The following is a 25,983-nucleotide window of genomic DNA, read 5'->3' as shown; positions in this document are numbered from 1 at the left end:
TATAAACAAAGTAGAATAAAAACCTATTTTGATAGGACTACAGTACTATGGCCTGCTCCATCAAAATATGTCGACATCTTAACAGAAATATTTCTTCTGAAGTACATTTCATGTCCCGTTTGTAAAAACTTAAGCTTGCTAGGATTTTTAATAACCTTACTCAATACCTTATTAAATGCCTCCACCTTTTTTACAAAGCAGAATAGCCGTAGCGTAATATCAGTTACATACAGTCACTAAACCAACGCATATCCTACCTGTACAATATAAGGTATCTATACCATACTTAATAGATTAACTTATAACTATTGTTAAATAGGAATGACAACAATATTGATTAAAATAATGAGGAGTATTCTATGTCAAATCGCAATAAAACCGATTCCACCACTAAAATGGCCCCTAAAGATATCAACCAAGATGGACTTGCTAAAGAAGATCAGCAACGTACCGATGACTGTGCTCTTGATATGATGCAAGGTTTACATGAGCATGAAGATCATGAAGAAGAAGATGAAAAATAGCCTTTGAACCAGACATTTTTATCAGTTATTACAGATTTAGTCTATAAATATTTTATATATGAATAAAAGGCGCTTATCTATTTGATGAGCGCCTTTTACGTCTAGGCTGTCTCACCTCAGGTAAATTATCAGAAGCATAATTATAGAAAAAAGCGGCCAGCAATACGATAGTTATAGGAACAAACAAAGCGCCATAGCCTACTCTAGCGTATAAAAAGGCCCCTACTACCCCGCCGCCAAAGAAACAATACCAGATAATGGTCTGAAAACCCAGGGTGGGCTTGCTAATCGAGCGGCCAGCCAACCAATTACCTATAGCAGCGCCCATATCAGAGGTCAGCCCGGTTAAATGCGTAGTACGAATAACTGCCCCACTATAAGTAGCGACCATCGCATTTTGCAGTCCACAAGCCATCGCCGCCGCTAACTGACCTAAATAATCATGCTGTTGATAGAGCAGATAGCTGATAAATAGCAGCGCAGCTTCTATATATAACGCTCGTCCATAACTTCTACCCAGTCTCAGTGAAGTCTGACCGATAACAAAGCCGCTCAGTATTGCCCCTGCCAAAAACGATAGTAATGAAGCACCAATAAAAAAGATACTACTGATATCAAAATGAGCTATGGCGGCCGAAAAAAAACTGACGTTACCGGTAACATGAGACACAGATAAATTAGTAAAGCCAATCAAAGCAGCGGTATTGACACAACCTGCGCTGAATGCCAACACCCCGCCGCCCCATAATATCCATCTTGGAAGTTTGGTTATCATATCCGCCGCCTAAATATAATCAGCAAAAAATGCTCACAGTATACCCAAAAAAGACAACCAATTGGCTGCCTTCTCTGAACTAACGCTACGAATTTATGATAATTAATCCACTATTTCGCTTCAGTCTCTCCAAGCAGCATTAACTGCTCACTGATGGCAACGGTATTAAAGCCGGCATCGACAAACATAATCTCACCAGTGATGCCAGATGCCCAAGGCGATAATAAGAATAACGCAGCATTACCGACTTCCATTTGATCAATATTACGCTGTAGCGGAGCAATCTTTTCACTGATATCGAGCATTTTGCGGAAGGATTTGATACCACTAGCGGCAAGGGTACGAATAGGCCCTGCTGAAATCGCATTAACTCGAATCCCTTCACCGCCCATTGAAGTGGCTAAATAGCGGACGCTAGCTTCTAAACTGGCTTTTGCCATGCCCATCACATTATAGTTCGGTAGTACTGAGATACTGCCTTCGTAAGTTAAAGTCAGCATTGATCCGTGACGCATAGCCAGTAATTCGCGCGCAGCTTTTGCCAAAGCGACAAAGCTATAGCTTGAGATATCATGCGCAATCTGACTGCCCTCACGAGTGGTGGCATTAACAAAGTCCCCATCAAGCTGATCCATAGGCGCAAAACCAATTGCATGAACCACGCCATTGATACCATCACCCCAATGCGCCGTAACTTGCTCAAAACACTTAGCAATAGACTCGTCAGAGGCAACATCACACTCAAGCACCATATCGGCCTCAAAAGCTTCAGCCGCCATATCTACCCGTTTTTTAATCTTTTCATTGGGGTAAGTCAAAATCAGTGACGCACCTTCACGGTGTAAAGCTTCAGCGATTGCCCAAGCAATAGAGAGTTTGCTGGCAATACCAGTAACGACGAAGCGTTGTCCTTGCAATAGCATAATATATCCTTGTCAAAAAATTAAAAAAGTTAAACAATGAATGAGTTTAGGGTCTGCAAGCAAATAACAGAATAAAAAGTATGTTTTATTATACACGAATCACCTTAAGTAAACAGTCGTAAACTATTAGGGCTCAATATTAGGTACTAAATAACAAACCGCTAAGAATCCTCTGTAGCGGTATGAAATTGCGCAGTTTTCGAGTATAATTGCAGCCCTTCCCAGCTTGCACTCTACTTTATAAAATCCCTTTGTCATAATCTTTGATTAGCAAGGATTTAGCGTTAAGCTATACCCACATTTTGGATGGCTGCCAAACTTATGAGTAATACCCCTATAATAACATCGGATCATAAACAAACTATTGAATCCTATCGCAACCTGATTAGCTCAACGGGTGAGGACTTAAGGCGCCCAGGGCTAGTAGATACACCTCTGCGCGCAGCTAAAGCCTTTGCTCACTTGACCATAGGTTATCATCAAGACTTAGATGAAATCGTTAATGAGGCGATATTTCCATCAACCAATCGTGAACTGGTATTGGTGCAGAATATCGAGTTTTATTCGTTGTGTGAGCATCACATGCTGCCTTTTCATGGCATTGCCCATATTGGTTATTTGCCGAACGGTCAAGTATTAGGCTTATCAAAATTTGCTCGAATCGTCGATATGTTCGCTCGTCGTCTACAAATTCAAGAAAACCTGAGTGAACAGGTGGCACAAGCCATCATGGATGTCACTGGTTGCCGCGGCGTTGCGGTAGTGATGGATGCCTCGCATATGTGTATGATGATGCGCGGTGTCAGTAAGCAGCATTCAACCACCCGCAGTACCGCAATGCTAGGTGAATATAAGCATGATAATCAAGCTCGCAATGAGTTTTTAAACGCTATTCCTAAGCGTCAACCTGCTTTTTAACTATCTCTGAATTTAATGCTCCTGATTCTATGCTATTAATTGGAAGCTATTAAAATCAAAAGGACGCTTAAGCGTCCTTTTTATGTGATATTGATAGGTAGAGTGAAGAGTTAGAAAAACATGATCGCAAAACCTATCAAACAGCTTTAGTAGCTGAGCTATCGTTAGGACGCTCATCACTTGCTGTCTTGATTCTCATCAATATATCCTTAATCCCTGACGCTGGCATGTAGGTTGGCACCGCATAAGTATCACTAACCTCTTTTGCCGCCGCTTTGGCAATCGCTTCAAAGTCGCTCTGTTGCATACCTTTTACTACAGGGTCGATGCCTACTGTTTCGAGCAGCTCTCTTACCTTGGCGATAAGATAATCAGCCAATTCGCCATCACTGCTATTTACTTGATTCCTGTCCACCAGATTAATCTTTTTTGCCAGTTTCGCTAATCTTTTTTCGCTGGCTTCCCGGTTTAGATCTAGAATATAAGGCAGTACTATAGCATTGGCGCGGCCATGCGCAATACCATAGTAAGCGCCTAGTTGATGGGCAATGGCATGAACGTAGCCAAGACCGGCTTTATTAAAAGCGATACCGCCGTAGTGTGCCGCAACGCCCATCTCTTCTCTTGCTTTCAGATCACTACCATCTGCATAAGCGCGCGGCAAATATTGCATCACGGTTTTGGCAGCAGAGGCGGCATAATAATCCGTCTCAGCATTAGCATTGGCGCTCATCCATGCTTCTAGCGCATGAGTGAGGACATCAACACCAGTGTCAGCAGTGATATGTGCCGGCATCCCTTGCATAATAGTCGGATCAATAGCTGCAGCTAGAGGCACCATTTTAGGATCGATAGATAATTCTTTTTGATGGGTTCTATCATTCGATACGACGGCGCCCAGGGTCGCCTCCGAGCCCGTACCAGCGGTAGTAGGCACGCAGTATAAAGGCAAGCTAGATTTTTTGGCTTTAAATAGTCCGATAAGCTGTTTCGGCTGACAGTTATTACCCTGAGCCATCGCCATCATTTTGGCGGCATCAATGACGGAGCCACCACCAATAGCAATCACAGCATCGCAGCCAGCATCGATAGATTGCTGTAGCCCCTCTTCAACTACGGTAAAAGTAGGATCTGGGGTAATGCCCTCAAAGATGTGATAGCTGATATTGTTTTTTTCTAAATAATCGGTGACTTTTGCAGGTACGCCTAATTTATTGAGCACCGCATCAGTGACGATAAAAACCTTGGTAGCGCCTTCGTTGATGAGCATATCGCAAAGCTCATCACAAGCGGTTTCGCCTACAAATAACATCGGTCGCGGTATAGGCATCACTAATGAAAAAGCTTTGAGCGCCTTAGCCCGGGTTTTGGCAATGGCCAGATAACTTGCATGATGCAAGGTTTCAGTAGACATTAATTTGGAACGATTTATTTTTTTTGTTAAAGACATGAAAAATCCTTTTTAGTAATACTCTAGTGAAATTTTTGACAATAAACGTGGGGTTACTACTTAGCTATTTACACATTAGCTATTTACACAGAAGTTAAATAACAGACTATTAAATGAGAGACTAATAGCTACCACTATTTAGTATAAAACCACGGTTTATTATTGTGCCATTATCCTTTTTATTATATCGAAATTACTGTGAACGCTAGTGTTCTCATCTTGAGAATATTTTTACAAAACATGCTTTTAATGACCTTCTTGGGCGAGCCACTGCTTATTATCTTGACTGAATAAAAAGGTCATGGTTATAGGCGCTAACACGCTCAACCAAACACCGTAAGTAATGGGCAATCCTTGGGTCACAGCGATATAGCATAAACTAATAATGATAATGGCACTGAGTATCGCCATAAGATTATGCTTTGATTTACGGCAAATAAAAGCTCGCAGTATCGTTAAGGTTAGCAAAAATGCAAGCAGCATACCCATCAACATTGCCATCGCATAAGGCTGGGACAAATCAGGGTTGGCAGTGGTGCTATCAGCCGCAGCTTCAGTAACTAAATTCAGCATACTGCCCAAACCTGCTAAGGAAGCAAATACAAAAAAATGACCATAGCCAAATAAAAACAAATCATAACGCTTGCGCTGGTTCTTTAAAATAGTATCAAAAGGGATATTAAAGTATAGCCACCAAAGCGCAAATACTAACGCAACTAAGCTTGATCCTAATAAAATAATAGCGCTGGCTGCCGAGGTAGAATTGACTAAAAAGTACTGAATGCTATTGCTAACCCCAACTACACCCTCGCCCAATACAATAATAGTCAAAAGACCATAACGCTCAGCGATATGCCCCGGGTGCCAATTATTAAACTGCTCTGAGCGCGCCCACATCGGCATTAATAATTCAGCAGCAATGAATAAAAATAGTGCGGGTGACTGCAGTGATGCGGGTAAAAACAACCAGCTTATCCACATCGCTTGCAAGGTGAGCAAGCCGATCATACTGCGCTTGGCGACCTTTTGATGACCGGGCACTTGACGGTAGACTCGCCACCACTGACTACAACTGGCAAGGCGCATAATAGCGTAACCCGTGACCCCAATCCAAGTCAGACCCTGCTCGTAAAACTGGTTGATATTAGCCGCAATCATTAACGAGCCAAACATCTGCAGCATCACTGATAGCCGATAATACCAATCGTCTGGATCATAGCCTGAGGCAAACCAAGTAAAGCTCGTCCAAGCATTCCACAGAATAAAAAACGCTACGATAAAGGTCAAAAAACCTGAAAAGTCATGCTCACTTAAACGCTGGTGAAAACCACTAGCCGCTGCCGCAACAGCAATGACATAGACCAAGTCAAAAAGCAGCTCAAGCGTGGTCGAGGGTCGATTGGGCTCATTAGGATCTCTGGCATGGATAGGTTTTATGGTAGGCATGCCAATCATGCAGCGCTCCGATGGTTTTAATTGATAGGTAGGATTTTTAAAATAGGATCAGAAAATTACTTAGGCTATTAATAGCGTTATTATAAAATACTCGCCTGCAATAACCTTTTAGCATAAGGGTGCTGCGGATGATTAAAGAGATCTTCGGTAGCTCCTGACTCCACACAGACGCCCTCTTTAAGCACCATAATATGCTGACACAAGGCGCGCACAACTTTGAGATCATGGCTGATAAATACGTAACTGATTTGCAGCTTTTGTTGAATCTCACGTAGCAGATTGACCACGGTGACCTGAGTGGTGCTATCGAGCGCCGAAGTAGGTTCATCAAGTATAATGAGTTTTGGCTGCATAACTAACGCTCGTGCCAGCGCCACCCGTTGACGTTGACCGCCCGAGAGCTCATGCGGATAACGATGGGCAAAGTCGCTTGGCAGATGTACGGTCTCTAAACTGTCTAATACCGCTTGCTGGCGCGCGATTTTATCCACGCCTTGTACCAGCAGACCCTCTTCAATGATTTGCATAACCGTCAAGCGTGGATTGATACTGGCAAAAGGGTCTTGGAATACCATCTGAATTTGCGCACGAAATTTGCGTAGCTCACTTTTGGATAATGCTAATATATTTTGTCCATCAATCATTACCTCGCCGCTTACCTGAGCTTGATTGCTCAGAAGTCGGCTCAAAGCCAGCGCAATCGTAGTCTTGCCAGAGCCAGACTCGCCCACGATGCCTAGCGCTTGTCCGCTTTGCAGAGTCATATTAACGTCTTTTACCGCCTCAAACCAACGCTTGGTGCCGCCAAATAGACTTTTTTCCATAGGGAATTTAACTTGTAAAGAATTAACCTCTAGAGCTGGTATCTGACTGGCTTTTTTATCGGTATAGTTGGCAAAAACCAGCGCTTGTCCAAAATCCTGCTGCATAAGGGTGCGGGTATAGTCTGCTTTGGGCTGCCCAAAAATATCTATCGTCTTGCCCTGCTCAATAGTCTGCCCTTGACGCATAACAATAATATCATCGCTATAACGTTTAACCAGATTGAGATCATGGCTGATTAGAATCATCGCCATGTTATGCTCTGACTTTAGATTATTCAATAATGCCAAAATCTCATGTTGCAAAGTGACATCGAGCGCGGTTGTGGGCTCATCAGCGATTAGAATATCGGGGCGCTGCGCTAGCGCCATGGCAATCATCACCCGCTGGCGCTGACCGCCCGAGAGCTCATGCGGATAACGATTAAGCTTATCAGCGGGCTCTGCGATATTGACATCATTTAGCAGAGCAATACTTTGCGCGCGCCACTCTTTTTTAGCCACGCCGCTTAGACGCAATGATTCGGCGATTTGCTTGGCGACGGTATGTAGCGGATTGAGCGCAGTCATAGGCTCTTGAAACACCATGCCAATACGCTGACCACGTATAGCTTTTAGAATACTGTTTTTATTATTGACATTATTGGCAGGAGAGTTGATAGGCAGTTTGCCGATGTCTTTTAAAGTGACTTCACCATCGATGCTTAGGCTATTTGGCAGTAGTCCTAATAGCGCTAAACTTGCAATCGACTTACCTGAACCAGACTCACCAACGATAGCTAGCGTTTTTCCTTGGTACAACTCATAAGATAAATCATCCACCAAAGCCATATTTGAGCGCGTATGAATACTAAGCTTATCCACGATAAGAACAGGCTCATTAGTAGAGCGACTATTTTTAGATAAACCATTTGTAGAGAGTTTATTAGGCACTATATCAGCGGTTTTATTGGTCATATTATTCATACTAAGAGCGCCTTGGGTCAAAGGCATCACGGAGCGCTTCACCAATAAAAATCAGCAAAGACAATATAAAGGTTAAGCTGAAAAACCCTGACAACGCCAGCCACGGCGCATCAAGATTGTTTTTACCCTGTACCATCAGCTCCCCAAGCGAGGGTGATCCGGGCGGCAAACCATATCCTAAAAAGTCCAAAGCAGTCAGAGCGATAATATTAGCCGTTAGAATAAATGGCAGCTGCGATAAACTTGAGGCCAGCGCATTGGGCAAGATATGTTTGAGCATAATTTGACTGTCAGATACGCCCAAATTACGTGCAGCCCGTACATAATCAAAGTTACGCGCACGCAAAAACTCAGCTCTTACCAGACCAACCAGTCCCATCCAGCCAAATAGCAACATAAGGGCAAACAGTATGGTAATGCTGGGGCTAAATAAGCTGACCAAGATAATAATCATAAACAGCTGCGGCAGCCCGCCCCACACCTCCATAAAACGCTGCCCAGCTAAGTCAACCCAGCCGCCATAATAGCCCTGCACTGCGCCCACAATAATACCAATCAGCGCCCCCGCAAGCGTTAAAGCTATGCCAAATAATAACGATACCCGCATACCATAAAGGATACGTGCCAGCACATCACGCCCCAAATCATCGGTGCCTAACCAGTTCTGACTATTGGGCGCCGCCGGATAAGGCACCCCCAGCTCCACGTTGGGCGTTTGATCAGCAAAAGGAATAATCGGCATAATATAATAGCCTTTATCATCGATTAGCTGTTGTACCGCAGGATCTTTATAATTGGCTTCGGTCTCAAAAATACCGCCAAAAGTGGTCTCAGGATAAGCGCTTAAAACGGGGAAATAATAATCACCCTCATATTGCACCAGTAGCGGTTTATCATTAGCGATGACATTCGCCGCCATACAAATAACAAAGATGATGCTAAAGATAATCAGCGATATAACGCCTAAACGATTACTACGAAAGCGCTCGAGCCTTGCTTGCCAAATAGGATTTAGGCGAGGTTTTTTTTCTTTAGCTAAAGGCGCTGTTGAAGATAACGAAGAACTTGACATCAGCGCCCCTCAAAATCAATTCGTGGATCAATCAAGTGATAGCTCAAATCACTAATCAGCTGTAATAGTAGACCGACTAAAGTAAAGATAAATAACGTCCCAAATATCACCGGATAATCCCGCTGCTGAATGGCTTCAAAACCAAGCAAGCCTAAACCATCAAGTTTGAAGATAATCTCAATTAAAAAATTACTGGCAAAGAAAATGCCCACAATAGCCGCTGGGATACCAGCAATAATGATCAGCATAGCATTACGAAACACATGACCATAGAGTACTTGGCGCTCGCCTAAACCTTTGGCGCGGGCGGTAAGCACATATTGCTTACCAAGCTCCTCTAAAAAACTAAATTTAGTCAGGTAAGTCAAACCTGCAAAGCCGCCAACCGTACTTGCCAGCAGCGGTAGTGCCAAATGCCAAAAGTAATCTTTGATTTTGCCCAGCAGTGAGAGTTGATCGAAATTCTCTGAGGTCAGCCCTTGCAATGGAAAGATATTCCAATAACTGCCGCCTGCAAAGAACACCAGCAATATCACCGCAAAGACAAATACCGGGATGGCATGACCGACTGCCAATAACATAGCAGTCGCCTTATCCACGGCTGAACCATGATGCATAGCTTTATAAACCCCTAAGGGAATAGCAATCATATAAATCAGCAAGGTGCTCCATAGCCCTAGCGAGATCGACACCGGAAGCTTTTCGATGATTAAGTCCGTTACGCTCTGACCTTTAAAAAACGACTCTCCAAAATCTAAGCGTGCATAATTCTTTAGCATCAGCCAAAAGCGCTCAGGTGCGGACTTATCAAAACCATACTGCGCCTTTATAGCAGCGACCATCTCCTCCGATAGTCCGCGCGTACCTTGATAGGTACTATCATTCCCGCCAGCACTGCCCGCCCCAACGTTACCACCTATCGCTTTATCCTGAGCACCTTGTTCTATGAGCGCCATTTGCTGCTCAACAGGACCTCCCGGAGCTGCTTGCACAATGACAAAGTTAGCCAGCAGGATTAAAAACAACGTCGGTAATATGAGTAGCAGTCTTTTTAGGATATAACGACCCATAATAACGACTTCCTAATTAACCTGATTGAAAAAACGATAGCCAAAAAAGTGCTTAAAAATAGTTAAATTAGTGCTTTTTAGATTAAAAGTTATCTTTTAGCTCACGTAGAGCCGCGAACACCGTCAAAGGTTTATCACTATCGACACTCATATTTTTTGCCTCAACCCCTGCTATAACGCTAGGCTCATTGACACGTAAGAACACATTAACCTCACGCTCGTGAGCTAGAGTTACGGGCAAGGTAGGAATTCCTGCTGCTGTTTTTTCTTCTGCTTGCGCTAGCGCCTGTTGCATCGCCACATTGTCAGGCTCAATTGACAGACCAAAACGCAAGTTATTGGCAGTATATTCATGGGCAGGATAGAGCAGCGTATCAGCAGGCAAGCCATTTAGACGCTTAAAGCTATCATAAAGCTGTTCAATAGTGCCAGTGAACACCCGACCACAGCCGGCACTAAATAGGGTATCACCACAAAAACAATGCTTTTGCCCATCAATATCTAAAACATAGGCCACATGTGTTGCGGTATGACCTGATACATCCCATATTTGTGCCGAACAGCCCCAAGCACTGACGCTACCACCATCTTTAATCGTTTGATCTTCTTCAACGCCATGTTCGCTATGGGCGACGATATGAGTCATAGGAAAATACTCTTGCAGCTCCATGACGCCGCCAATATGGTCGTGATGATGATGCGTCGTCCAGATTGAAGTCAGCTCCAAACTATGCTCTTGCATATATTCCGCGACGGGCTCAGCTTGACCGGGATCAATAACGATCGCTTGTTTATTATTCTTATTAATTAGCGTCCAAATATAGTTATCATTGAATGCTTTTATTGGATGAATTTGAATACTCATATGAATTCCTTACTTACTAGAAGTTATATTCGTTTATTGCCATTTTAATTAAATTCTCGGTTAAAGGTGTCATTTACTTTTTGTATCAATAGCTATTTTATTGTTTTAAATATTGGTTAATACGCTGCTCAGCTTTTTTATCCACCCACCAGTAGTCGATACCAACCGCATTGGTGGGAAGTTTTTCAGTATGACGATATTGATCCCAGTAGGCCACATTGGTACCTGATTTGCCATATAACGGTACTAGGTAGTGACCCGCTCGTAACAAGCGATCAAGCACTTTAGTATATAATATAATCTCTTGGCGATTTGACGCATCACTAAGCTGATCTACTATACTATCGATTGCTGCGTTTTTAATACCTATACTGTTACGATTGCCCGCTTCATCAGCAGCGCTGCTACCCCAAAACCCAGCTTGCTCAGCGCCTGGCGATAGACTTTGCGCAAAGATATCAGTGGTCATATCATAATCAAAGCTGCGTTTACGCTCATAATACTGCGGCCCATCGACTTGGCGCAATTTGGCATCGAATCCTAAACGTTTTAGATTACGGATATAAGGCAATAAAACCCGCCCCATCGTCTCGCCGGTCATGAGCATCTCAATCTGCGCCGGCTTGCCATCAGGCTGATAAAGCTGCATATCGTCATAGTAGAATCCGGCGTCCAATAATAACTGCCGAGCCGCCAACAAACCATCTCGATTAAAGCCATTACCATCACTAGTGGGCACTTGCCATTCACTTAACACCGCTTGACGTTGCAGCGGTTCAAGCTCAGAGAGTAATGGCGTGAGTATTTGCATCTCAGCTTCTGAAGGCGTGCCCGTTGCCGCCAGCTCGGAGCCATGAAAAAAGCTCTGCAGGCGCTCATACTGATTATGAAATAAGGTTTTATTCATCCATTCAAAATCATAAGCGTAACTGAGCGCTTGGCGGACGCGAATATCTTGAAATAGCGGTCGACGCATATTCATAATCAGCCCTTGCATCGGTACTGGATTTTGATTCGCTATCGACTCTTTTTTGACAAGTCCTGCTTTTACTGCTGGAAAATTGTAGCCTGTTGCCCAGTTGGAAGCTTTGTTTTCAGGACGAAAACGATATTGCCCCGATTTAAAGCCCTCAAAAGCAATCTCATCGCTTTGATAATAAACGAACTTAATCATATCGAAGTTATAGCGACCTCGATTAACCATCAAATCTCGTCCCCAATAATTGGGGTCGCGCACGTAGCTGACCGAGCGTCCCGCTTCGATACGCCCGAGCTTATAAGGGCCACTGCCCATCAGCGGGGTGAGACTAATCTTTTCAAAATCAGCATCTATAGAGGTTTTTGCAAAAACTGGAAACTGCCCCACGGTTAACAGAATCTCTTTATTATCATCTGAATTAAACACAAATTTTACTTGCTGCTTATCGATGATTTGCACCTCTTTGATGTCACCTAGGTAGCTACGAATATACATCGGTCCTTTGGTCAATAAGGCATCAAAAGTAGCTTTTACATCATTGCTGGTAACGGGTGTGCCATCCCAAAAACGTGCTGCAGGATTCAGCTGATAAATAATCCAGCTGGTATCATCAGGATCGTAAGTGACGCTGCTTGCCAGCTGCGGATACATGGTAAAAGCTTCGTTCAATGAGCCCGTCATTAAGGTGTCATAAAGATAATCAGTACCAATCACCGGCACACCAGTGGTCATCCATTTATTGGTGCTATTAAAAGTACCGCGAGCATCTAGGGACAGCGTACCGCCTGTTGGCGCCTCTGGATTGGCGTAAGGCATAAAAGGTGCGCCAACATACTCAGCCGTACTATTATGGGCTAGCGCTTCAACTTTGATAGGCGCAGCGCTAGCAGCCGATAGCGGGCTGATGACGGTTGCCAGTAAAACGGCTGGTATGAAGACATCTTTTAACATAAGATTAACATAGAGTTTTTATCATAATAGAAGCTATTAAAGCCATATAAATGAGCTATATTGCCAAACTGCGAATTTTCATCATAACAAATTTCGCTTTTTTAACCTAATAATTTGCCAAGATAAGCACAGGGTACTGTAAATCATTGGGCTAACAAGCTATCGAATTTTCTATAAAAAAAGGTGCAACTTTTCGCAGTTACACCTTTATTATTCTTTTAAAGCTTAAATGAGCTAACAGTTTTAAATTTAAGCGTACTTTTGCTCAAAGTCCTTCATAAAGTCAACCAGTTGCTGTACCCAATCAAGCGATACTGCATTATAAATACTGGCACGCATGCCGCCGACATCACGATGACCTTTTAGACCCAAAAAACCTGCTTTTTCTGATTCTTCTAAGAACACTTTATCAAGATTACTATCGGCTAAAGTAAAAGGAACGTTCATGATAGAGCGATACTTATGCGCCACTGGATTGTTATAAAAAGAGCTATCATCAATGGTTTTATAGAGCAAATCTGCCTTTTGCTGATTGATTTTGTAAATAGCTTCAACCCCGCCTTGTTCTTCTAACCACTCAAATACCAGTCCAGCTAAATACCAAGAATAGGTCGCTGGCGTATTCGACATTGATTCTTTTTCGGCTTGATGCTCGTAGTTCATCAGTAGCGGGCACCATTCGCTGGCCTTACCTAATAAGTCTTCACGAATAATGACAATCACTAAACCAGCAGGACCGATGTTTTTTTGCGCACCAGCATAGATCATGCCAAACTTCGATACATCTACAGGATGCGATAAAATAGAGGATGACATATCGGCAACGAGCGGCACATCGACTTGTGGCGGCTCAAATATTTGTAGACCATGAATAGTCTCGTTAGCGCAGTAGTGAAAGTAAGCGGCATCTAGAGTTGTATTCCACTCGCTTACCTCTGGCACATCAGTAAAATTACTGTCTTTACCGCTAGCGACCAGATTCACCTCGCCTAAACCAAGCTTGGCATAACGCTGCGCTTCTTTGATCGCTTTACCCGACCATGCACCGGTCGTTAAATAATCAGCACGCCCGCCATTTAACAAGTTCAATGGAATAGCTGAAAACTGTAGGCTGGCACCGCCTTGCAAAAACAGCACTTTATAATTATCAGGAATAGCCATCAATGAGCGCAGCTTAGCTTCGGCTTTTTCAGTCACCGCTATATAGTCTTTACTACGATGGCTCATCTCCATCACTGATACACCGCTACCTTGCCAATCGAGCAACTCCTCTTGCGCACGCTGCAGCACCGCAGTGGGTATCGTTGCCGGTCCAGCGCTAAAGTTAGGTAGACGATGCGGTGTAGACTTCTTGTCAGCATTATTATCAGCAGTAGCATTGGTCATCATTACAGTCCTATATGGTGTCGAATAAAGGGAATAGGTAAAGAGTAGTAAAAAACATTTTATAAAAACTATGTATAACAGCTGTTTTTAGGTTTATTGAGATATTTGTTGCCACAAGTCACGTTTGAGAGCACTATCGGCAAGCATTTCATCTAAGCTTGGTACCTGTGCAATATTAGGATGAGTCAAGCCCTCCGGCAGTTCCGTTAAGGCCGCCACTTTGATATCTTCACTTCTACCTATTTTAAATAGATAGCCGGCAAGGCTGGCGTTGGCAAGCTCAGCAGTATCCATCCCTACGCAAATGGGGAATGAAGTGGTCTCACAAGTTAATGATAACGCTTGGGTAATATTTTGCCAGAGTTTTTGACTGTCATTGTTAAGTGCTTGGATATCAACCATCACTATCCAATCGCCGTAGCGTGCCCCTTGCAAATCAAACGGCGCGACTTTATCAAAGCTGACATTATCTTGCTCATCAGCACCTTCCTCTAAGCTTTCATTAATAACAGGCGCTGTGACTTTATTTGACACTTTATCTAACAAGGGCTCAACGGCTTGTTCTACATTTGCTGGTGTTGCTATAGATACACTTGCAATATCTACACTGTCTACTTCTGCATCCTCGACATCAACCGGCGCATCCTCAAACTGAGAACTATTTTCTTCATTATTAATAAGTGCTTGATTATTAATATCTTTAAGCTCAGGCTCAGAATCCACAGGTTGATAAGAGGTTGGTTGCTGAGCGGTTAACGCTTGCTCTATAGACGCAGATATCTCATCTATCGCTAGCGTCGGCGAGTTAGGTTGCACCCACTGCCCTATCCCCATCATCGCCAAAATTTGACGCTGCTGGATCTGACGTTGCTGTTTTTTATGTTGCCTTAAGAGAAGGTCTTGAGTATCGCTCATAGAGAGGTCACTTTCCTACTGGCTTAGCAATGAATTCATAGATTAATAATTTTGAAAGTCGAAATAACTAAAACTAAAAATGACTCAATAATAACGAGTTTGACTGACTATCGTAGCGTTTAAAACCTGTCTATGCAACGTATCCCTTCTAACTAAGAAGCATTATAAGCTATTTCATCCTGATAATGCTGCCACTCTAGCAGATAAAATTTTAAGCAAAAAAAACCCTTTAATCTGTATATATTAAAGGGAACGATAAGGTCTGCTAAATAAATTTTAGGCAAAAAAAAGCGACTCCATCAGCACATCCTCGGCACACATTATAACTACTACCGTTGCTACCTTCCGGTCCTGGCGGGATTCATAGAACAATGTTGCGAGGCTACCAATGGAGCCACCAGTTGCAGATTATACAAGGTTTTTTCGCTATTACAACCCCTAACGCAAAATTTATAAAGGTTATAGCAGATAAAAACTACTAGCCTATGGTTCGTTGTGGTTAGATTAACTTCCAAGGCGAAGTAAAATAAAACCTATACGATAGTTAACGGTAACTTTACCTACGTTAAACTATTATATTATTTATACTTTTAGGAGGAAACCATGAAAACTATCTCAATGAATAATATTAAAACAGCAGCAGCTGCTTCTGGTTCAGCTTTTTTATTTACCGCTATGATGACAGCTATGATGAGCAGTGCCCATGCTGAGCCCACTGGCTACGATCAACTTAGCTTTCAAACTGAGGTTAAAGAAGAAGTCGCCAATGATGAAGTCACCGCTAGTATGTATAAAAAAGCGCAAGCAACAGACGCGAAAGCCTTAGCCACAACTTTAAATACCTCTATCAATAATGCATTAAGCATAGCCAAACGCTACCCTAGCGTGACTGTCAGTACCGGACAACAACGTACTTATCCACGTTATGATAAAAATGACAAAATAATCGGCTGGACCGGACAGGTCAATATTGACTTAAAGAGCACTGATTTTGTAGCGACCAGCCAGCTCATTGCTGACTTGCAAGAAACCTTAGTTATGGAAAATCTAAACTTTGGGGTTTCTGACAGTAAAAAGGATGCGCTGGAGCAAAAGCTCATGACCGACGCTTCGCGTGCCTTTCAGCAACAAGCCAAGAACCTGACCCGTGCTTGGAATGCTAAAGGTTATCGGGTGGTTAATGTCAGTTTAAATACCGGTAGTAATTATCCACGCCCAATGTACAGTACTATGAATGCAAGAGCTGAGATGGCTGATGCCTCTGTACCGAGTCAAAGCTTTGAATCAGGCAATAGCACTATCTCAGTGACGGCTAATGGCACTATTGAGCTGGCAAAATAATTTGCTGATTGAATTAAAACATTAAAAGCGAGCACGTTAAATCATGCTCGCCTTTGGTTTTAACGATATGTTTCGAAGTCTTTATTGGGTTAGAGCGGGCTGAGGTTTAGCACTATCTTTTTGACGCAACTTTAAAAGCATTTTTTGATGCCAAGGGAGCAGCTGATAAGCTTGCAACTGCTGCGCTAGTTTTTTCTTATTCTGTAGCATGGTCGTATTTTGAATCACATAGACCGTACGTTCTACAGTGTTTATTACTTCTCCTAGCTTATTTTTGACTAACGCTTGAATACTATGCTGCCCCGGCAACATATCTATAGTTGCAATAGAAGCATTCAGTCCTCTAGCAACCTCTTCCCCATCCAAATAAATATGAACACTATCTCCGCTTTGCAAGGCAGGTGACAGTTGCACATTGACTACAATACTTTGAGCAGGGCGCTGATAAGCGCGCTCTGCACTAGGCTCAGTAATAGCCAGTTGATAGTTCACTGCTTGCTGATAAGTTGATTGGAGTTCGGTAGCTTGAGTGCTATCAGTGGACGGGATATTGTCATTATTCTTATTATTAACTGGATTTGAGCGGCTATTTGAGCTGCTGTTAGTAGCATTACCAGTGGTCACTCCGATCTGACTGACACTTTTATTAGCCTGCTGCTCATAAGTTTGCGGTTTATCAGTAAAGGTAACTTGACCGGTGTTTTTATCAATTACTTTATAAATCGGCGCCGCATTTGCCATAGGTGTATGAAAGGGTATATAAAAGCTGATGACTCCGATAATCAGACCTGTCAGCATTGTCGTTCTGTTATTTTTTAAACAATTAAGCTTTGATAATGCAGTCATAGTCAGTCAGCCTAGTAATTTTGCAATGATAGTTATTATATAGTCAGTACTAAATAAGATTTATACCAATAGCACTGTAACAGCCTTGAAGTGTAGCAACTGTACCTTTCTATTATGCGTTATTTTTAAAGCAATAACAGTAAATGCGCTATAAAAATTGCAGTTATTAATAATAAAAAAGCCAGCTAAGACTCACTTAGCTGGCTTTGATTTAAAAGTAATATTTATAGCACTTAAACTTCTATATCAACGCTAAACACTTATTAACGCTAATTATTTATTAGCATCAATCACTTCTACTAAAAGGATTAGCAGCTATAGTACAAATCAAACTCTACCGGATGCACAGTAACGTTAACGCGCTGTACTTCCTCTTCTTTTAAGGCGATATAAGCTTCTAGCATCTCTTCTGAGAACACATCACCTTTTAATAAGAACTCATGATCGTCTTTTAACGCTTGCAGAGCAATCTCTAAGTTTTCAGCAACCGTTGGGATTTGCGCTTCTTCTTCTGGTGGCAAATCATATAGGTTCTTGTCAGCGGCCTCGCCTGGATGCATTTTATTCTGAATACCATCAAGACCTGCCATCAGTAGAGCGGCAAAAGTTAAATATGGGTTAGCCGCAGGGTCAGGGAAACGTGCTTCAACACGCACTGCCTTAGGGCTACTCACATGCGGGATACGGATAGAAGCTGAACGGTTAGAAGCTGAATAGGCCAGCTTAATCGGCGCTTCATAATGCGGCACCAAACGTCTGTAGCTATTGGTTGACGGATTGGTAATCGCATTTAGCGCACGCGCATGTTTGATAATACCGCCGATGAAATACAAGGCATTTTCAGATAAACCAGCATACTCATCACCTGAGAAAGTATTTACCCCATCTTTTGAGATTGAGATATGCACGTGCATACCTGAACCGTTGTCGCCAACGACGGGCTTTGGCATAAAGGTAGCGGTTTTGCCGAATTGATGCGCAACGTTGTGCACCACATATTTCAATTGCTGCACTTCATCAGCTTTACGTACTAGGGTGTTAAATGCGACGCCAATCTCCGACTGACAAGGCGCTACTTCGTGATGATGTACTTCAATACAGCCTTCGCCGATGATTTCTTCTAAACGCTCACACATAACCGCACGCATATCTTGTGAGCTATCGATTGGGGGAACTGGGAAATAGGCGCCTTTGACCCGTGGGCGGTGACCCATGTTACCCCATTCATAATCTTCGTTGGTTGACCATGCCGCTTCTTCAGCAACGATTTTATGGCTAACCCCTGACATCTCAACCGACCATTTGACCTCATCGAAGACAAAAAACTCTGGCTCAGGGCCAAAATAAGCGGTATCACCGATACCCGTTGATTTTAAGTACTCTTCTGCACGGCGCGCAATAGAACGTGGGTCACGATCATAGCCTTGTAGGGTTGAGGGCTCAATGACGTCGCAAGTCACAACTACGGTAACAGCATCAAAGAAGGGATCAATAAAAGCGGTTTCTGGATCTGGGCGCAAAATCATATCTGAGGCTTCAATACCTTTCCAGCCTGCGATAGATGAGCCATCGAACATTTTGCCATCTTCCATAACCTCTTCGTCGACGCTGGAAGCCGGAAAGCTGATATGCTGCTCTTTACCGCGGGTATCTGTAAAGCGAAAATCCACCCATTTAGCGTTAGAGGATTCGATAAGATCTAGTAATTTATTCGACATGAATAGTCTCCGTTGTGGTTAGAGTTGTGGTTAGAAAGGTACTGCAATTTATTATTAAGATTGAGTGAAATTTTGCGAATGATAAAAAATTTGATGCTATTTTAGCAATATCTGACTCATAATGCTGAACTGTTATTCTTTATTAGCTCATATCTTTCTCGACTCACCTCTTTATCCACTCAGGTATCACTTATTAGTTTCATAGGCTACACCACTACCTGTCGAGATTATGAGACTGCTAGGGCTGCATTTTATAGAAAGCAAAATAGTGTTAAGATATCAAGCGCCGATAAAATGCTATAGTTGCTTGACTTCAAAACTGACACAGTGCTGCTAGTATTAAAGTCTATTTTATTTGGTGCCGAACAAGCTGACTGAATACTGGCTTAATAAATGATATTAACAAAATATAATTACCTAACTGGATTGAAACCACGATGATTCTAATGATCGATAATTACGACAGCTTTACGTACAATATTGTACAGTACTTCGGTGAACTACAGCAGGACATCACCGTCTGGCGTAATGATCAGGTCACTATTGAACAAATTAAAACTTTGGCGCCCGAGGTGATAGTTATTGGCCCTGGGCCTTGTGACCCAGATCGTGCTGGTATCTCCTTGGAAGTCATTGATACTTTTAAAGGAGTCATTCCGATCCTAGGTATTTGCCTTGGACATCAAGCTATTGGGCAAGCCTTTGGTGGTCACGTTATCAAAGCAGGCGCAGTTATGCATGGTCGTTTATCGGCGGTTTATCACAATAATAAAGGGGTATTTGCTGAGCTTGCTAATCCCTCACAGTTTACGCGTTATCACTCATTAGTCGTCGATAAAGAGCGCTTACCTGACTGCCTTGAGGTGACTGCTTGGACACAGAACGCAGACGGTAGTATGGAAGAGATTATGGGCTTTCGGCATAAGGACTTCGCTATTGAAGGCGTACAGTTCCACCCTGAATCTATTTTAAGTGAAGCTGGATATCAGCTGCTTAATAACTTTTTGCAGATTCATAATCTGGCAGTACTGAGCTCGGATGAACTACCAAAAGTAGGCTAGTGACGATACTTAAAGGAATAGCTTCTAAGAATATCTAGCAGAACAGCCTGCAATGTAATTTACAAAAGCAACTTATAAAAGGCAACTTGTAAGAAGCGACTTATAAAAAAGACAATAACCAGTGAGATTATTATGGATGTAGATAATAAAATAAAAAGTATAAAAAACCCGCAAGATATCGCTCAGCTATCAGACGAGAATATTCATCAAATACTGACCACCTCTTTAGGTAGAATCTTTCAGCATATTGATCTAACCTTTGATGAGATGTACCAAGTCATGCTTATCATTATGCAAGGCAAGTGTAGCGACGCTATGATGGGTGCTATATTAACGGGTCTGCGCATGAAAGGTGAATCCATAGACGAGATTACCGCTTCTGCTAGTGCTATGCGCGCCTTGGCCGCTAATATCGAGCCCAAGGGCTGTGATTATTTGGTTGATATTGTCGGTACCGGCGGTGATGGTGCCAATTTATTCAACGTTTCTACCGCCTCTGCTTTGGTAGCGGCGGCAGTTGGTGCCCAAGTTGCCAAACATGGTAACCGCGGCGTCTCTACCAAATCTGGCAGCTCAGATTTACTTGAGCAGGCCGGTATTAGCTTGGCGCTGACACCGGAGCAAGCAAAACAATGTATTGAAAATGAAGGTGTGGGCTTTTTATTTGCGCCAAATCATCACAGCGCTATGCGTTATGCCAATCCGGTACGCCGTGAATTAAAATCTCGCACCATTTTTAATATTTTAGGCCCGTTAACTAACCCTGCCAGCGTACCTAACCTAGTTATTGGGGTATTTACCGCCCAGCTCTGTGAGCCATTAGCAAAGGTTATGAAAAACTTAGGCGCCAATCACGTCATGGTGGTTGGTGCTAAAGATGGTTTAGATGAGATCAGTCTTGCCACTTCAACCACTATAGCTGAATTAAAGAATGGTGAGATCTCAGTTTATGAGCTGATGCCAGAAGATGCGGGTATTGAATCACAAACCCTAATTGGCCTTGATGTAGATTCGCCAGAGCAAAGCTTAGCGCTTATTCGAGCAGCCTTATCTGGTGAAGACACCTATGACCGCGCAGTTCTAAAAGCCCGCGATATGATCGCCCTCAATGCGGGCGCCGCCATATATACCGCCGGACTGGCTAGTAATTACCCTAATGGAGTTAGCCGTGCTCAAAAAGCTATCCAAAATGGCGATGCTTTGAAAAAGCTTGAATCATTAGCAGCTTATACTCAAAGGCTGGCGGCGAATGCTTAAGACTTACAGATATCAAACCAATAACCTATTTGAATGAACTGCAATCCGGACCCCCTTATGACTACAAGCTTAAATACAGATAATAAAAACAATGCTGATATTCCTTCAGTATTGCAGCGTATCGTCGAGACCAAATATCAGGAAGTAGCGGCGGCCCAAAAACAGCAGTCGCTTGAGAGTCTGCAAGCACAAGTAGCTGTCGATAAACAGCCGCGCCGTGGCTTTGCCAATGCTCTGCGAAATGCTGATATCGGCATCATCGCTGAGATTAAAAAAGCATCGCCTTCCAAAGGCATCATCAATCATAACTTCTCGCCCGCGTTATTTGCTCAACAATATGAGCAAGCCGGCGCCAGCTGCTTATCAGTCTTGACCGATCGTAATTATTTTCAAGGCGATGATGAGTACCTGTTACAAGCCTACAATGTCTCTAGCCTGCCAGTATTACGTAAAGACTTTATGGTCGATGTCTATCAGATCTATCAGTCTTATCTGCTGGGAGCAGACTGTATCTTATTAATTATGGCGTGTCTCAATGACAACCAAGTACAAGAGCTACATGCCCTTAGTCTCGAGCTTGGCATGGATGTATTGATTGAGATTCATACCAAAGACGAGCTTGAACGCGCCCTGCAACTACCGCACTCAAAGCATAATATTTATGGCATCAATAACCGTGATCTTAATACTTTTAAGGTAGATTTGCAGAATACTCTCAACCTAAAAGATACTTTAGTAAAAGCTCTAACTTCTGACAGCACTGATAATAATGACAAGCCTCTCATCGTTACCGAAAGCGGCATCCATAGCAGCGACGATATTCGCTTGATGCTGGATAATGATATCCAGCACTTTTTAATAGGTGAGCAGTTTATGAAAACCGATCATCCCGGTCAGGCGTTACAATCCTTACTTGCGAGCATCGACACACAAGCGTAAAGTATAGCTCATAAGGCTAATAGCCCTTTATTGAAGCTTAAAAGGCTACATTATTTACTAATCCATTCTTTATTAACCAAACAGATTTATTACTTACTTATGTCAAATTCTCTATTTTCAAAAGAAATGCAAGATCAGCTCAAAGAGCTCAAAGGTCAGCTGAGTAAAGGCCGCGATACTAGTGCTACTGATGGCGAAGATCAAAAACCTACCGAACCGGTATCCCTGCTCTCTCAAAAACAAGTCAAAAAAACCGTTAAACAGCTAGATAGCGAATATATCGACGATGACAAAGTGCTATTTATGCAAGCAATGCGCGGCGTTGACCCATTAGAAGATAAAAACGTACGCTCGCCTGTCGAGAATCAAAGCTCAAAAGCGACCAAACCTGATGCAGCTACCCTCTCCAAACGTGCGGCGGCTCAAGGCGGTGACAGTGTAGATTTGGGTGCTGGATTGTCAGATATGAAAGCCTTGCTGAATCCTGTCGCTAGCGAGGCTTACTTATCTCATAAGCAGCCCACCCTGCAAAACAAAATCTTTAATCAGTTAAAACAAGGCAAACTACGCTGGTATGATGCGGTCGATATTCATGGCAGTACTATTGAAGAAGCTCGCGAAGCGGTTACTCAACTCTTGAGCCAAGCCAAACAAAATAATGAGACCGTGGTCAAAATTGTACATGGTAAAGGCAGTGAAGCTATCTTGAAAACTTGTGTCAATGGCTGGCTTCGTCAACTACCAGAGGTATTGGGGTTTTGTTCAGCCCCGCCAAAAGATGGTGGTAATGGTGCCGTACTAGTTTTATTAAAGAGACCAAAAATGGACGACGAGTAAGCTTTTCATTAAATACAAAAGACTGCTGAGCGCAGTCTTTTTTTATCGCTAACCCAAAGGTTGCCATGACTATTAGAATCATTAAAGATCAAGCGGATTTAGAAAAACATATTAAGTCACTTATTGATCTTGAGCCAAGGTTCGCCCCTGTTTACAAGCAAGTCGGCTTACCAAGTTTAAGGCGTAATGCTGGAGGCTTTGAGCAATTGCTACGAGCCATAGTAGGACAACAACTATCCGTTGCTGCAGCAGCTAGCATCTGGCAACGCTTAGTCGATGCTCGATTGACTACCCCCCACGCTATTACTCAAGCAAACGACGATATGCTGCGAGCCCAAGGTTTATCTCGACAAAAAATCCGTTATACGCGCTCACTGGTTGAGCATGACATAGATTTTTCTGCTTTAGAGCAGCTATCAGATAATCAGGTGCTTACAACCCTTACCGCCGTGGTTGGCGTTGGGCGCTGGACGGCTGAGATGTATCTGCTATTCTCGTTAGGCCGAGCAGATATATTGGCTGTTGACGACCTAGCGATAAAAGTTGCCGCTATGAACCTATTAGACCTTGAAGAACGCCCAACCCCAAAGCAGCTCCAAACTAGGACGCAGCAATGGTCACCGCACCGTAGCGCAGCCAGTTTGTTACTGTGGTCGCATTATGGTCTGGTACGTAATAAAACAGCGATACCTGTATAAATCACTATTTACGTGACAGCTTCTCTATTCAAAATAGAACTAAGGCTGATTCCAGATTGATAGACTAAAGCCTTTTTTGGCCCGTTTAAACTTGCGTCTTGCTAGCGCGCGCCCACTATGTTTACGAGCCTTTTTTAAGCTGGTCTTATTATCCGCTTTGCTATCTACTTTATTGTCTACTCTATCATCTGCCGCCTTTGCTTCGTTCTGTATCTCGTCTACACCATCGCTACCTACCGCATCAGTCTCATTATCATTTGAAGATTCATCAGCCGCTTGCGCCTCTTCGTCCTCACTGTGATTTTCCTGCTCAAGATCTCCTTGGTTAACAATTAATTGCTGTGTTGGTAGCGCATGCTCGACCTTATATTTTTTCACTCTCGTCAATATGTCGACCAACAATATGTCTTGTTTGCCATAGAACTCTATAATATCAAAAGAATTGATATAAGCCCTCAGTTGAATAATATAGCAGTCTTGACGTAGCTCTAAAATATTGGCTTGATTCCATTCTTGGTTGGTCAACTCATGTTCATTCAACAGCTTATCCAAATCACTGACCATTCTGAATACTTCATCGATATCAGCGCTGCGTTTTATATATAAGTTGTGCAAAAAGTGGAACATATCACGTGAAGTAAAATTCTCAATCTGCATAGATGAAAAGTCGCCGTTGGGAACGGTAACCACGGTACGGTTCAAGGTGCGTACTCGTGATGAGCGAATACCGATATCAATAACTGTTCCTTCTTGATCGCCAAATTTACAATAATCGCCGATCCGTACCGGCGAATCTGCTACTACCACCACACTACCGACCAAGTTCTCGATGGTCTTTTGTGCACCAAGTGCCAAAGCTAAACCACCAACCCCTAGTGCGGCAATACCGGTGGTTAGATCAAAGCCCAAATTACCAAAAATGACAATAACGGCAAATATCAATAATAAAGCTTTAACTACTTTACTTAACAGTCCCAGAATAGAGACTCGTTCTGTAAAGTTTTTTCTATAACTTAAATTAATCGCTCTAGTAAATATAGCGTCAATTATTCGTAGCAGCAACCAAGTTACTGCCAGCCAAGAAGCTATTTCAGTAAAGCGGTTGATAGGTTCACGCAAGGTCACTGATACCCCAGCATAGACCATAACCTCAGATAATATCAGCGCCATTACTACCACTGATAACGGTAGTATAACTTTATTGGGAAAAGGTAATGGTATCCCGCGTACTCGTGGATAAACGATTCTTAACAGATGATAAGATATCCAAACCACGATATAAGTCAGGATAAAGCAGCTTATGGTCAATATAATTGCAGCCAGCAAATCTGCCAGCTGGTAACCAAATAACTGCTCGTCTTCCAAAGACTCTAAAGTATACTGCGATATCAAGGTGGGCCTGGTGTTCTCTATAACCTCAGGTACTAAGCTTAGGGTTTCAGTGGAAAACTGCCAGTACTGCTCACCTTTCTCAGACACTACCCGTTCTAGTATTAGCGGCACATTTTTATCATTGATGCTGATGTTGCCCACTTTTTCTTGGTTAGCGGCCAACTGATCGGTCAAATTACCTTCAGGGGTGTTATTAATCTGCAAGTCAGGTTGAAAACGCCCACCAGCATCTAGCGCTTGCTTAAACTGACGGACAATCGTAGTCGGGTTGTCTGATTTGGATAGATTAAGATAGTTACTAGCCAATAAATAGTCGTTCTCACTAAGAGCACTAATAAAGCCTTGCACCGTTTGCCGTGGCGTATCTCGCCCAAAAGAGTCAGGAATCGCAGTGCGGCTGCTTTCTTCCTTATTGTCATTACCATTTAAGTCGAGCGCCCCAACTTCTGCTGCCATAACTTGGACAGGCATTACCAGGCTGATCAGTAACGCTAATAATAACGCCACTATAACGGATATTTTTTTGACAAATAAAGATGACGGCGTAGCATATTTTATATAACGCTCAGTAGACAAAACAAACCTCTTAATATGATTTAGGTATTAGCATTTAAAACGGCATTCAACCATAATAGTGAACTTATAAAAGCTGTCACTATGATAACAATTATTTATGACTGTATTGCTTTTGATTGCACTTATTTATAGCGAATTATGTTTTTGCTTCTTAACTACCTTTCATTGACAAGCTTGATGTTGATAAGCCTCATTAGTGAAAAAACGAATCCTCATTGAGCTTTGATGAAAACCATTCAACATAAGCT

At 42.8% G+C, this 25,983-nt stretch carries 22 protein-coding genes and 1 other RNA gene; 8 read left to right on the top strand and 15 right to left on the bottom strand.

Going from position 1 to position 25,983, the window contains the following annotated elements:
* Positions 1-359: 359 nt before the first annotated feature.
* Positions 360-524 (top strand): hypothetical protein, encoded by a 165-nt coding sequence (locus tag JMX18_RS03135; protein WP_201583897.1) that lies wholly within the window; start codon positions 360-362, stop codon positions 522-524.
* Positions 525-597: 73 nt separating this feature from the next.
* Here the strand turns inward: JMX18_RS03135 and JMX18_RS03130 are convergent, their stop codons facing one another.
* Entirely contained in the window at positions 598-1,299 is a 702-nt protein-coding gene (locus JMX18_RS03130; protein ID WP_201583894.1) for a YoaK family protein, read from the bottom strand.
* Positions 1,300-1,409: 110 nt separating this feature from the next.
* Entirely contained in the window at positions 1,410-2,222 is an 813-nt protein-coding gene (locus tag JMX18_RS03125; RefSeq protein ID WP_201583891.1) for an enoyl-ACP reductase FabI, read from the bottom strand.
* A 321-nt stretch (positions 2,223-2,543) separates the two neighbouring features.
* On the opposite strand from JMX18_RS03125, the gene folE reads away from it, so the two are divergent.
* Entirely contained in the window at positions 2,544-3,140 is a 597-nt protein-coding gene (gene folE, locus JMX18_RS03120; protein WP_227674542.1) for a GTP cyclohydrolase I FolE, read from the top strand.
* A gap of 136 nt (positions 3,141-3,276) precedes the next feature.
* Here folE and JMX18_RS03115 read toward each other — a convergent pair whose 3' ends face one another.
* The 10 genes from JMX18_RS03115 to ffs form a co-directional block, all read right to left on the bottom strand.
* Complete coding sequence (locus tag JMX18_RS03115; protein WP_201583887.1) at positions 3,277-4,590, bottom strand: iron-containing alcohol dehydrogenase; 1,314 nt, start codon at positions 4,588-4,590, stop codon at positions 3,277-3,279.
* Between the two features lie 246 nt (positions 4,591-4,836).
* Positions 4,837-6,045, bottom strand: coding sequence for a low temperature requirement protein A (locus JMX18_RS03110; protein WP_201583884.1), 1,209 nt, complete (start codon positions 6,043-6,045; stop codon positions 4,837-4,839).
* Positions 6,046-6,125: 80 nt separating this feature from the next.
* Positions 6,126-7,697, bottom strand: coding sequence for an ABC transporter ATP-binding protein (locus tag JMX18_RS03105; RefSeq protein WP_227674678.1), 1,572 nt, complete (start codon positions 7,695-7,697; stop codon positions 6,126-6,128).
* A gap of 136 nt (positions 7,698-7,833) precedes the next feature.
* Positions 7,834-8,904, bottom strand: coding sequence for an ABC transporter permease (locus JMX18_RS03100; RefSeq protein WP_201583878.1), 1,071 nt, complete (start codon positions 8,902-8,904; stop codon positions 7,834-7,836).
* Entirely contained in the window at positions 8,904-9,974 is a 1,071-nt protein-coding gene (locus JMX18_RS03095; protein WP_201583875.1) for a microcin C ABC transporter permease YejB, read from the bottom strand. Before JMX18_RS03095 ends, JMX18_RS03100 begins: the two co-directional genes overlap by 1 nt.
* Before the next feature lie 82 nt (positions 9,975-10,056).
* Positions 10,057-10,839, bottom strand: coding sequence for a hydroxyacylglutathione hydrolase (gene gloB / locus JMX18_RS03090; RefSeq protein WP_201583872.1), 783 nt, complete (start codon positions 10,837-10,839; stop codon positions 10,057-10,059).
* A 97-nt stretch (positions 10,840-10,936) separates the two neighbouring features.
* Positions 10,937-12,769 (bottom strand): extracellular solute-binding protein, encoded by a 1,833-nt coding sequence (locus JMX18_RS03085; protein WP_201583857.1) that lies wholly within the window; start codon positions 12,767-12,769, stop codon positions 10,937-10,939.
* A 249-nt stretch (positions 12,770-13,018) separates the two neighbouring features.
* Positions 13,019-14,155: a 3-phosphoserine/phosphohydroxythreonine transaminase gene (gene serC, locus JMX18_RS03080; protein ID WP_201588195.1), complete on the bottom strand. Its 1,137-nt coding sequence runs from the start codon at positions 14,153-14,155 to the stop codon at positions 13,019-13,021.
* A 93-nt stretch (positions 14,156-14,248) separates the two neighbouring features.
* Positions 14,249-15,070 carry a DNA polymerase III subunit psi gene (locus JMX18_RS03075; RefSeq protein WP_201583854.1) on the bottom strand — a complete coding sequence of 274 codons (822 nt, stop codon included), beginning with the start codon at positions 15,068-15,070 and terminating at the stop codon, positions 14,249-14,251.
* A gap of 294 nt (positions 15,071-15,364) precedes the next feature.
* An RNA gene (gene ffs, locus JMX18_RS03070) (signal recognition particle sRNA small type) lies at positions 15,365-15,461 on the bottom strand.
* A 227-nt stretch (positions 15,462-15,688) separates the two neighbouring features.
* Here ffs and JMX18_RS03065 point away from each other — a divergent pair.
* The gene (locus JMX18_RS03065) at positions 15,689-16,411 is read left to right on the top strand and encodes an SIMPL domain-containing protein (RefSeq protein WP_201588194.1); all 723 of its coding nucleotides are present in this window, start codon (positions 15,689-15,691) and stop codon (positions 16,409-16,411) included.
* A gap of 81 nt (positions 16,412-16,492) precedes the next feature.
* On the opposite strand, the gene JMX18_RS03060 is transcribed toward JMX18_RS03065, so the two are convergent.
* Positions 16,493-17,257 carry a DUF4124 domain-containing protein gene (locus JMX18_RS03060; protein ID WP_201583851.1) on the bottom strand — a complete coding sequence of 255 codons (765 nt, stop codon included), beginning with the start codon at positions 17,255-17,257 and terminating at the stop codon, positions 16,493-16,495.
* Between the two features lie 308 nt (positions 17,258-17,565).
* Complete coding sequence (glnA, locus tag JMX18_RS03055) at positions 17,566-18,975, bottom strand: type I glutamate--ammonia ligase (RefSeq protein ID WP_201583848.1); 1,410 nt, start codon at positions 18,973-18,975, stop codon at positions 17,566-17,568.
* A 437-nt stretch (positions 18,976-19,412) separates the two neighbouring features.
* On the opposite strand from glnA, the gene JMX18_RS03050 reads away from it, so the two are divergent.
* From JMX18_RS03050 to JMX18_RS03030, 5 genes are all read left to right on the top strand, one after another.
* Entirely contained in the window at positions 19,413-20,036 is a 624-nt protein-coding gene (locus tag JMX18_RS03050; protein WP_201583831.1) for an anthranilate synthase component II, read from the top strand.
* A gap of 132 nt (positions 20,037-20,168) precedes the next feature.
* Positions 20,169-21,293 (top strand): anthranilate phosphoribosyltransferase, encoded by a 1,125-nt coding sequence (gene trpD / locus JMX18_RS03045; RefSeq protein ID WP_201583828.1) that lies wholly within the window; start codon positions 20,169-20,171, stop codon positions 21,291-21,293.
* A gap of 57 nt (positions 21,294-21,350) precedes the next feature.
* Entirely contained in the window at positions 21,351-22,232 is an 882-nt protein-coding gene (gene trpC / locus JMX18_RS03040; RefSeq protein WP_201583824.1) for an indole-3-glycerol phosphate synthase TrpC, read from the top strand.
* A 99-nt stretch (positions 22,233-22,331) separates the two neighbouring features.
* Positions 22,332-23,069, top strand: a complete 738-nt coding sequence (locus JMX18_RS03035; protein ID WP_201583821.1) for a Smr/MutS family protein — start codon at positions 22,332-22,334, stop codon at positions 23,067-23,069.
* 65 nt (positions 23,070-23,134) lie between these two features.
* Entirely contained in the window at positions 23,135-23,767 is a 633-nt protein-coding gene (locus JMX18_RS03030; protein ID WP_201583804.1) for a DNA-3-methyladenine glycosylase family protein, read from the top strand.
* 39 nt (positions 23,768-23,806) lie between these two features.
* On the opposite strand, the gene JMX18_RS03025 is transcribed toward JMX18_RS03030, so the two are convergent.
* Entirely contained in the window at positions 23,807-25,735 is a 1,929-nt protein-coding gene (locus JMX18_RS03025; RefSeq protein ID WP_201583801.1) for a mechanosensitive ion channel family protein, read from the bottom strand.
* Positions 25,736-25,983 lie beyond the last annotated feature (248 nt).

The sequence above is a fragment of the Psychrobacter jeotgali genome (assembly GCF_904846315.1).
Classification (GTDB): Bacteria; Pseudomonadota; Gammaproteobacteria; order Pseudomonadales; family Moraxellaceae; genus Psychrobacter; species Psychrobacter jeotgali.
The sequence above is the reverse complement of the archived record's forward strand: the minus strand, read 5'-3'. Positions and strand labels throughout refer to the sequence as shown.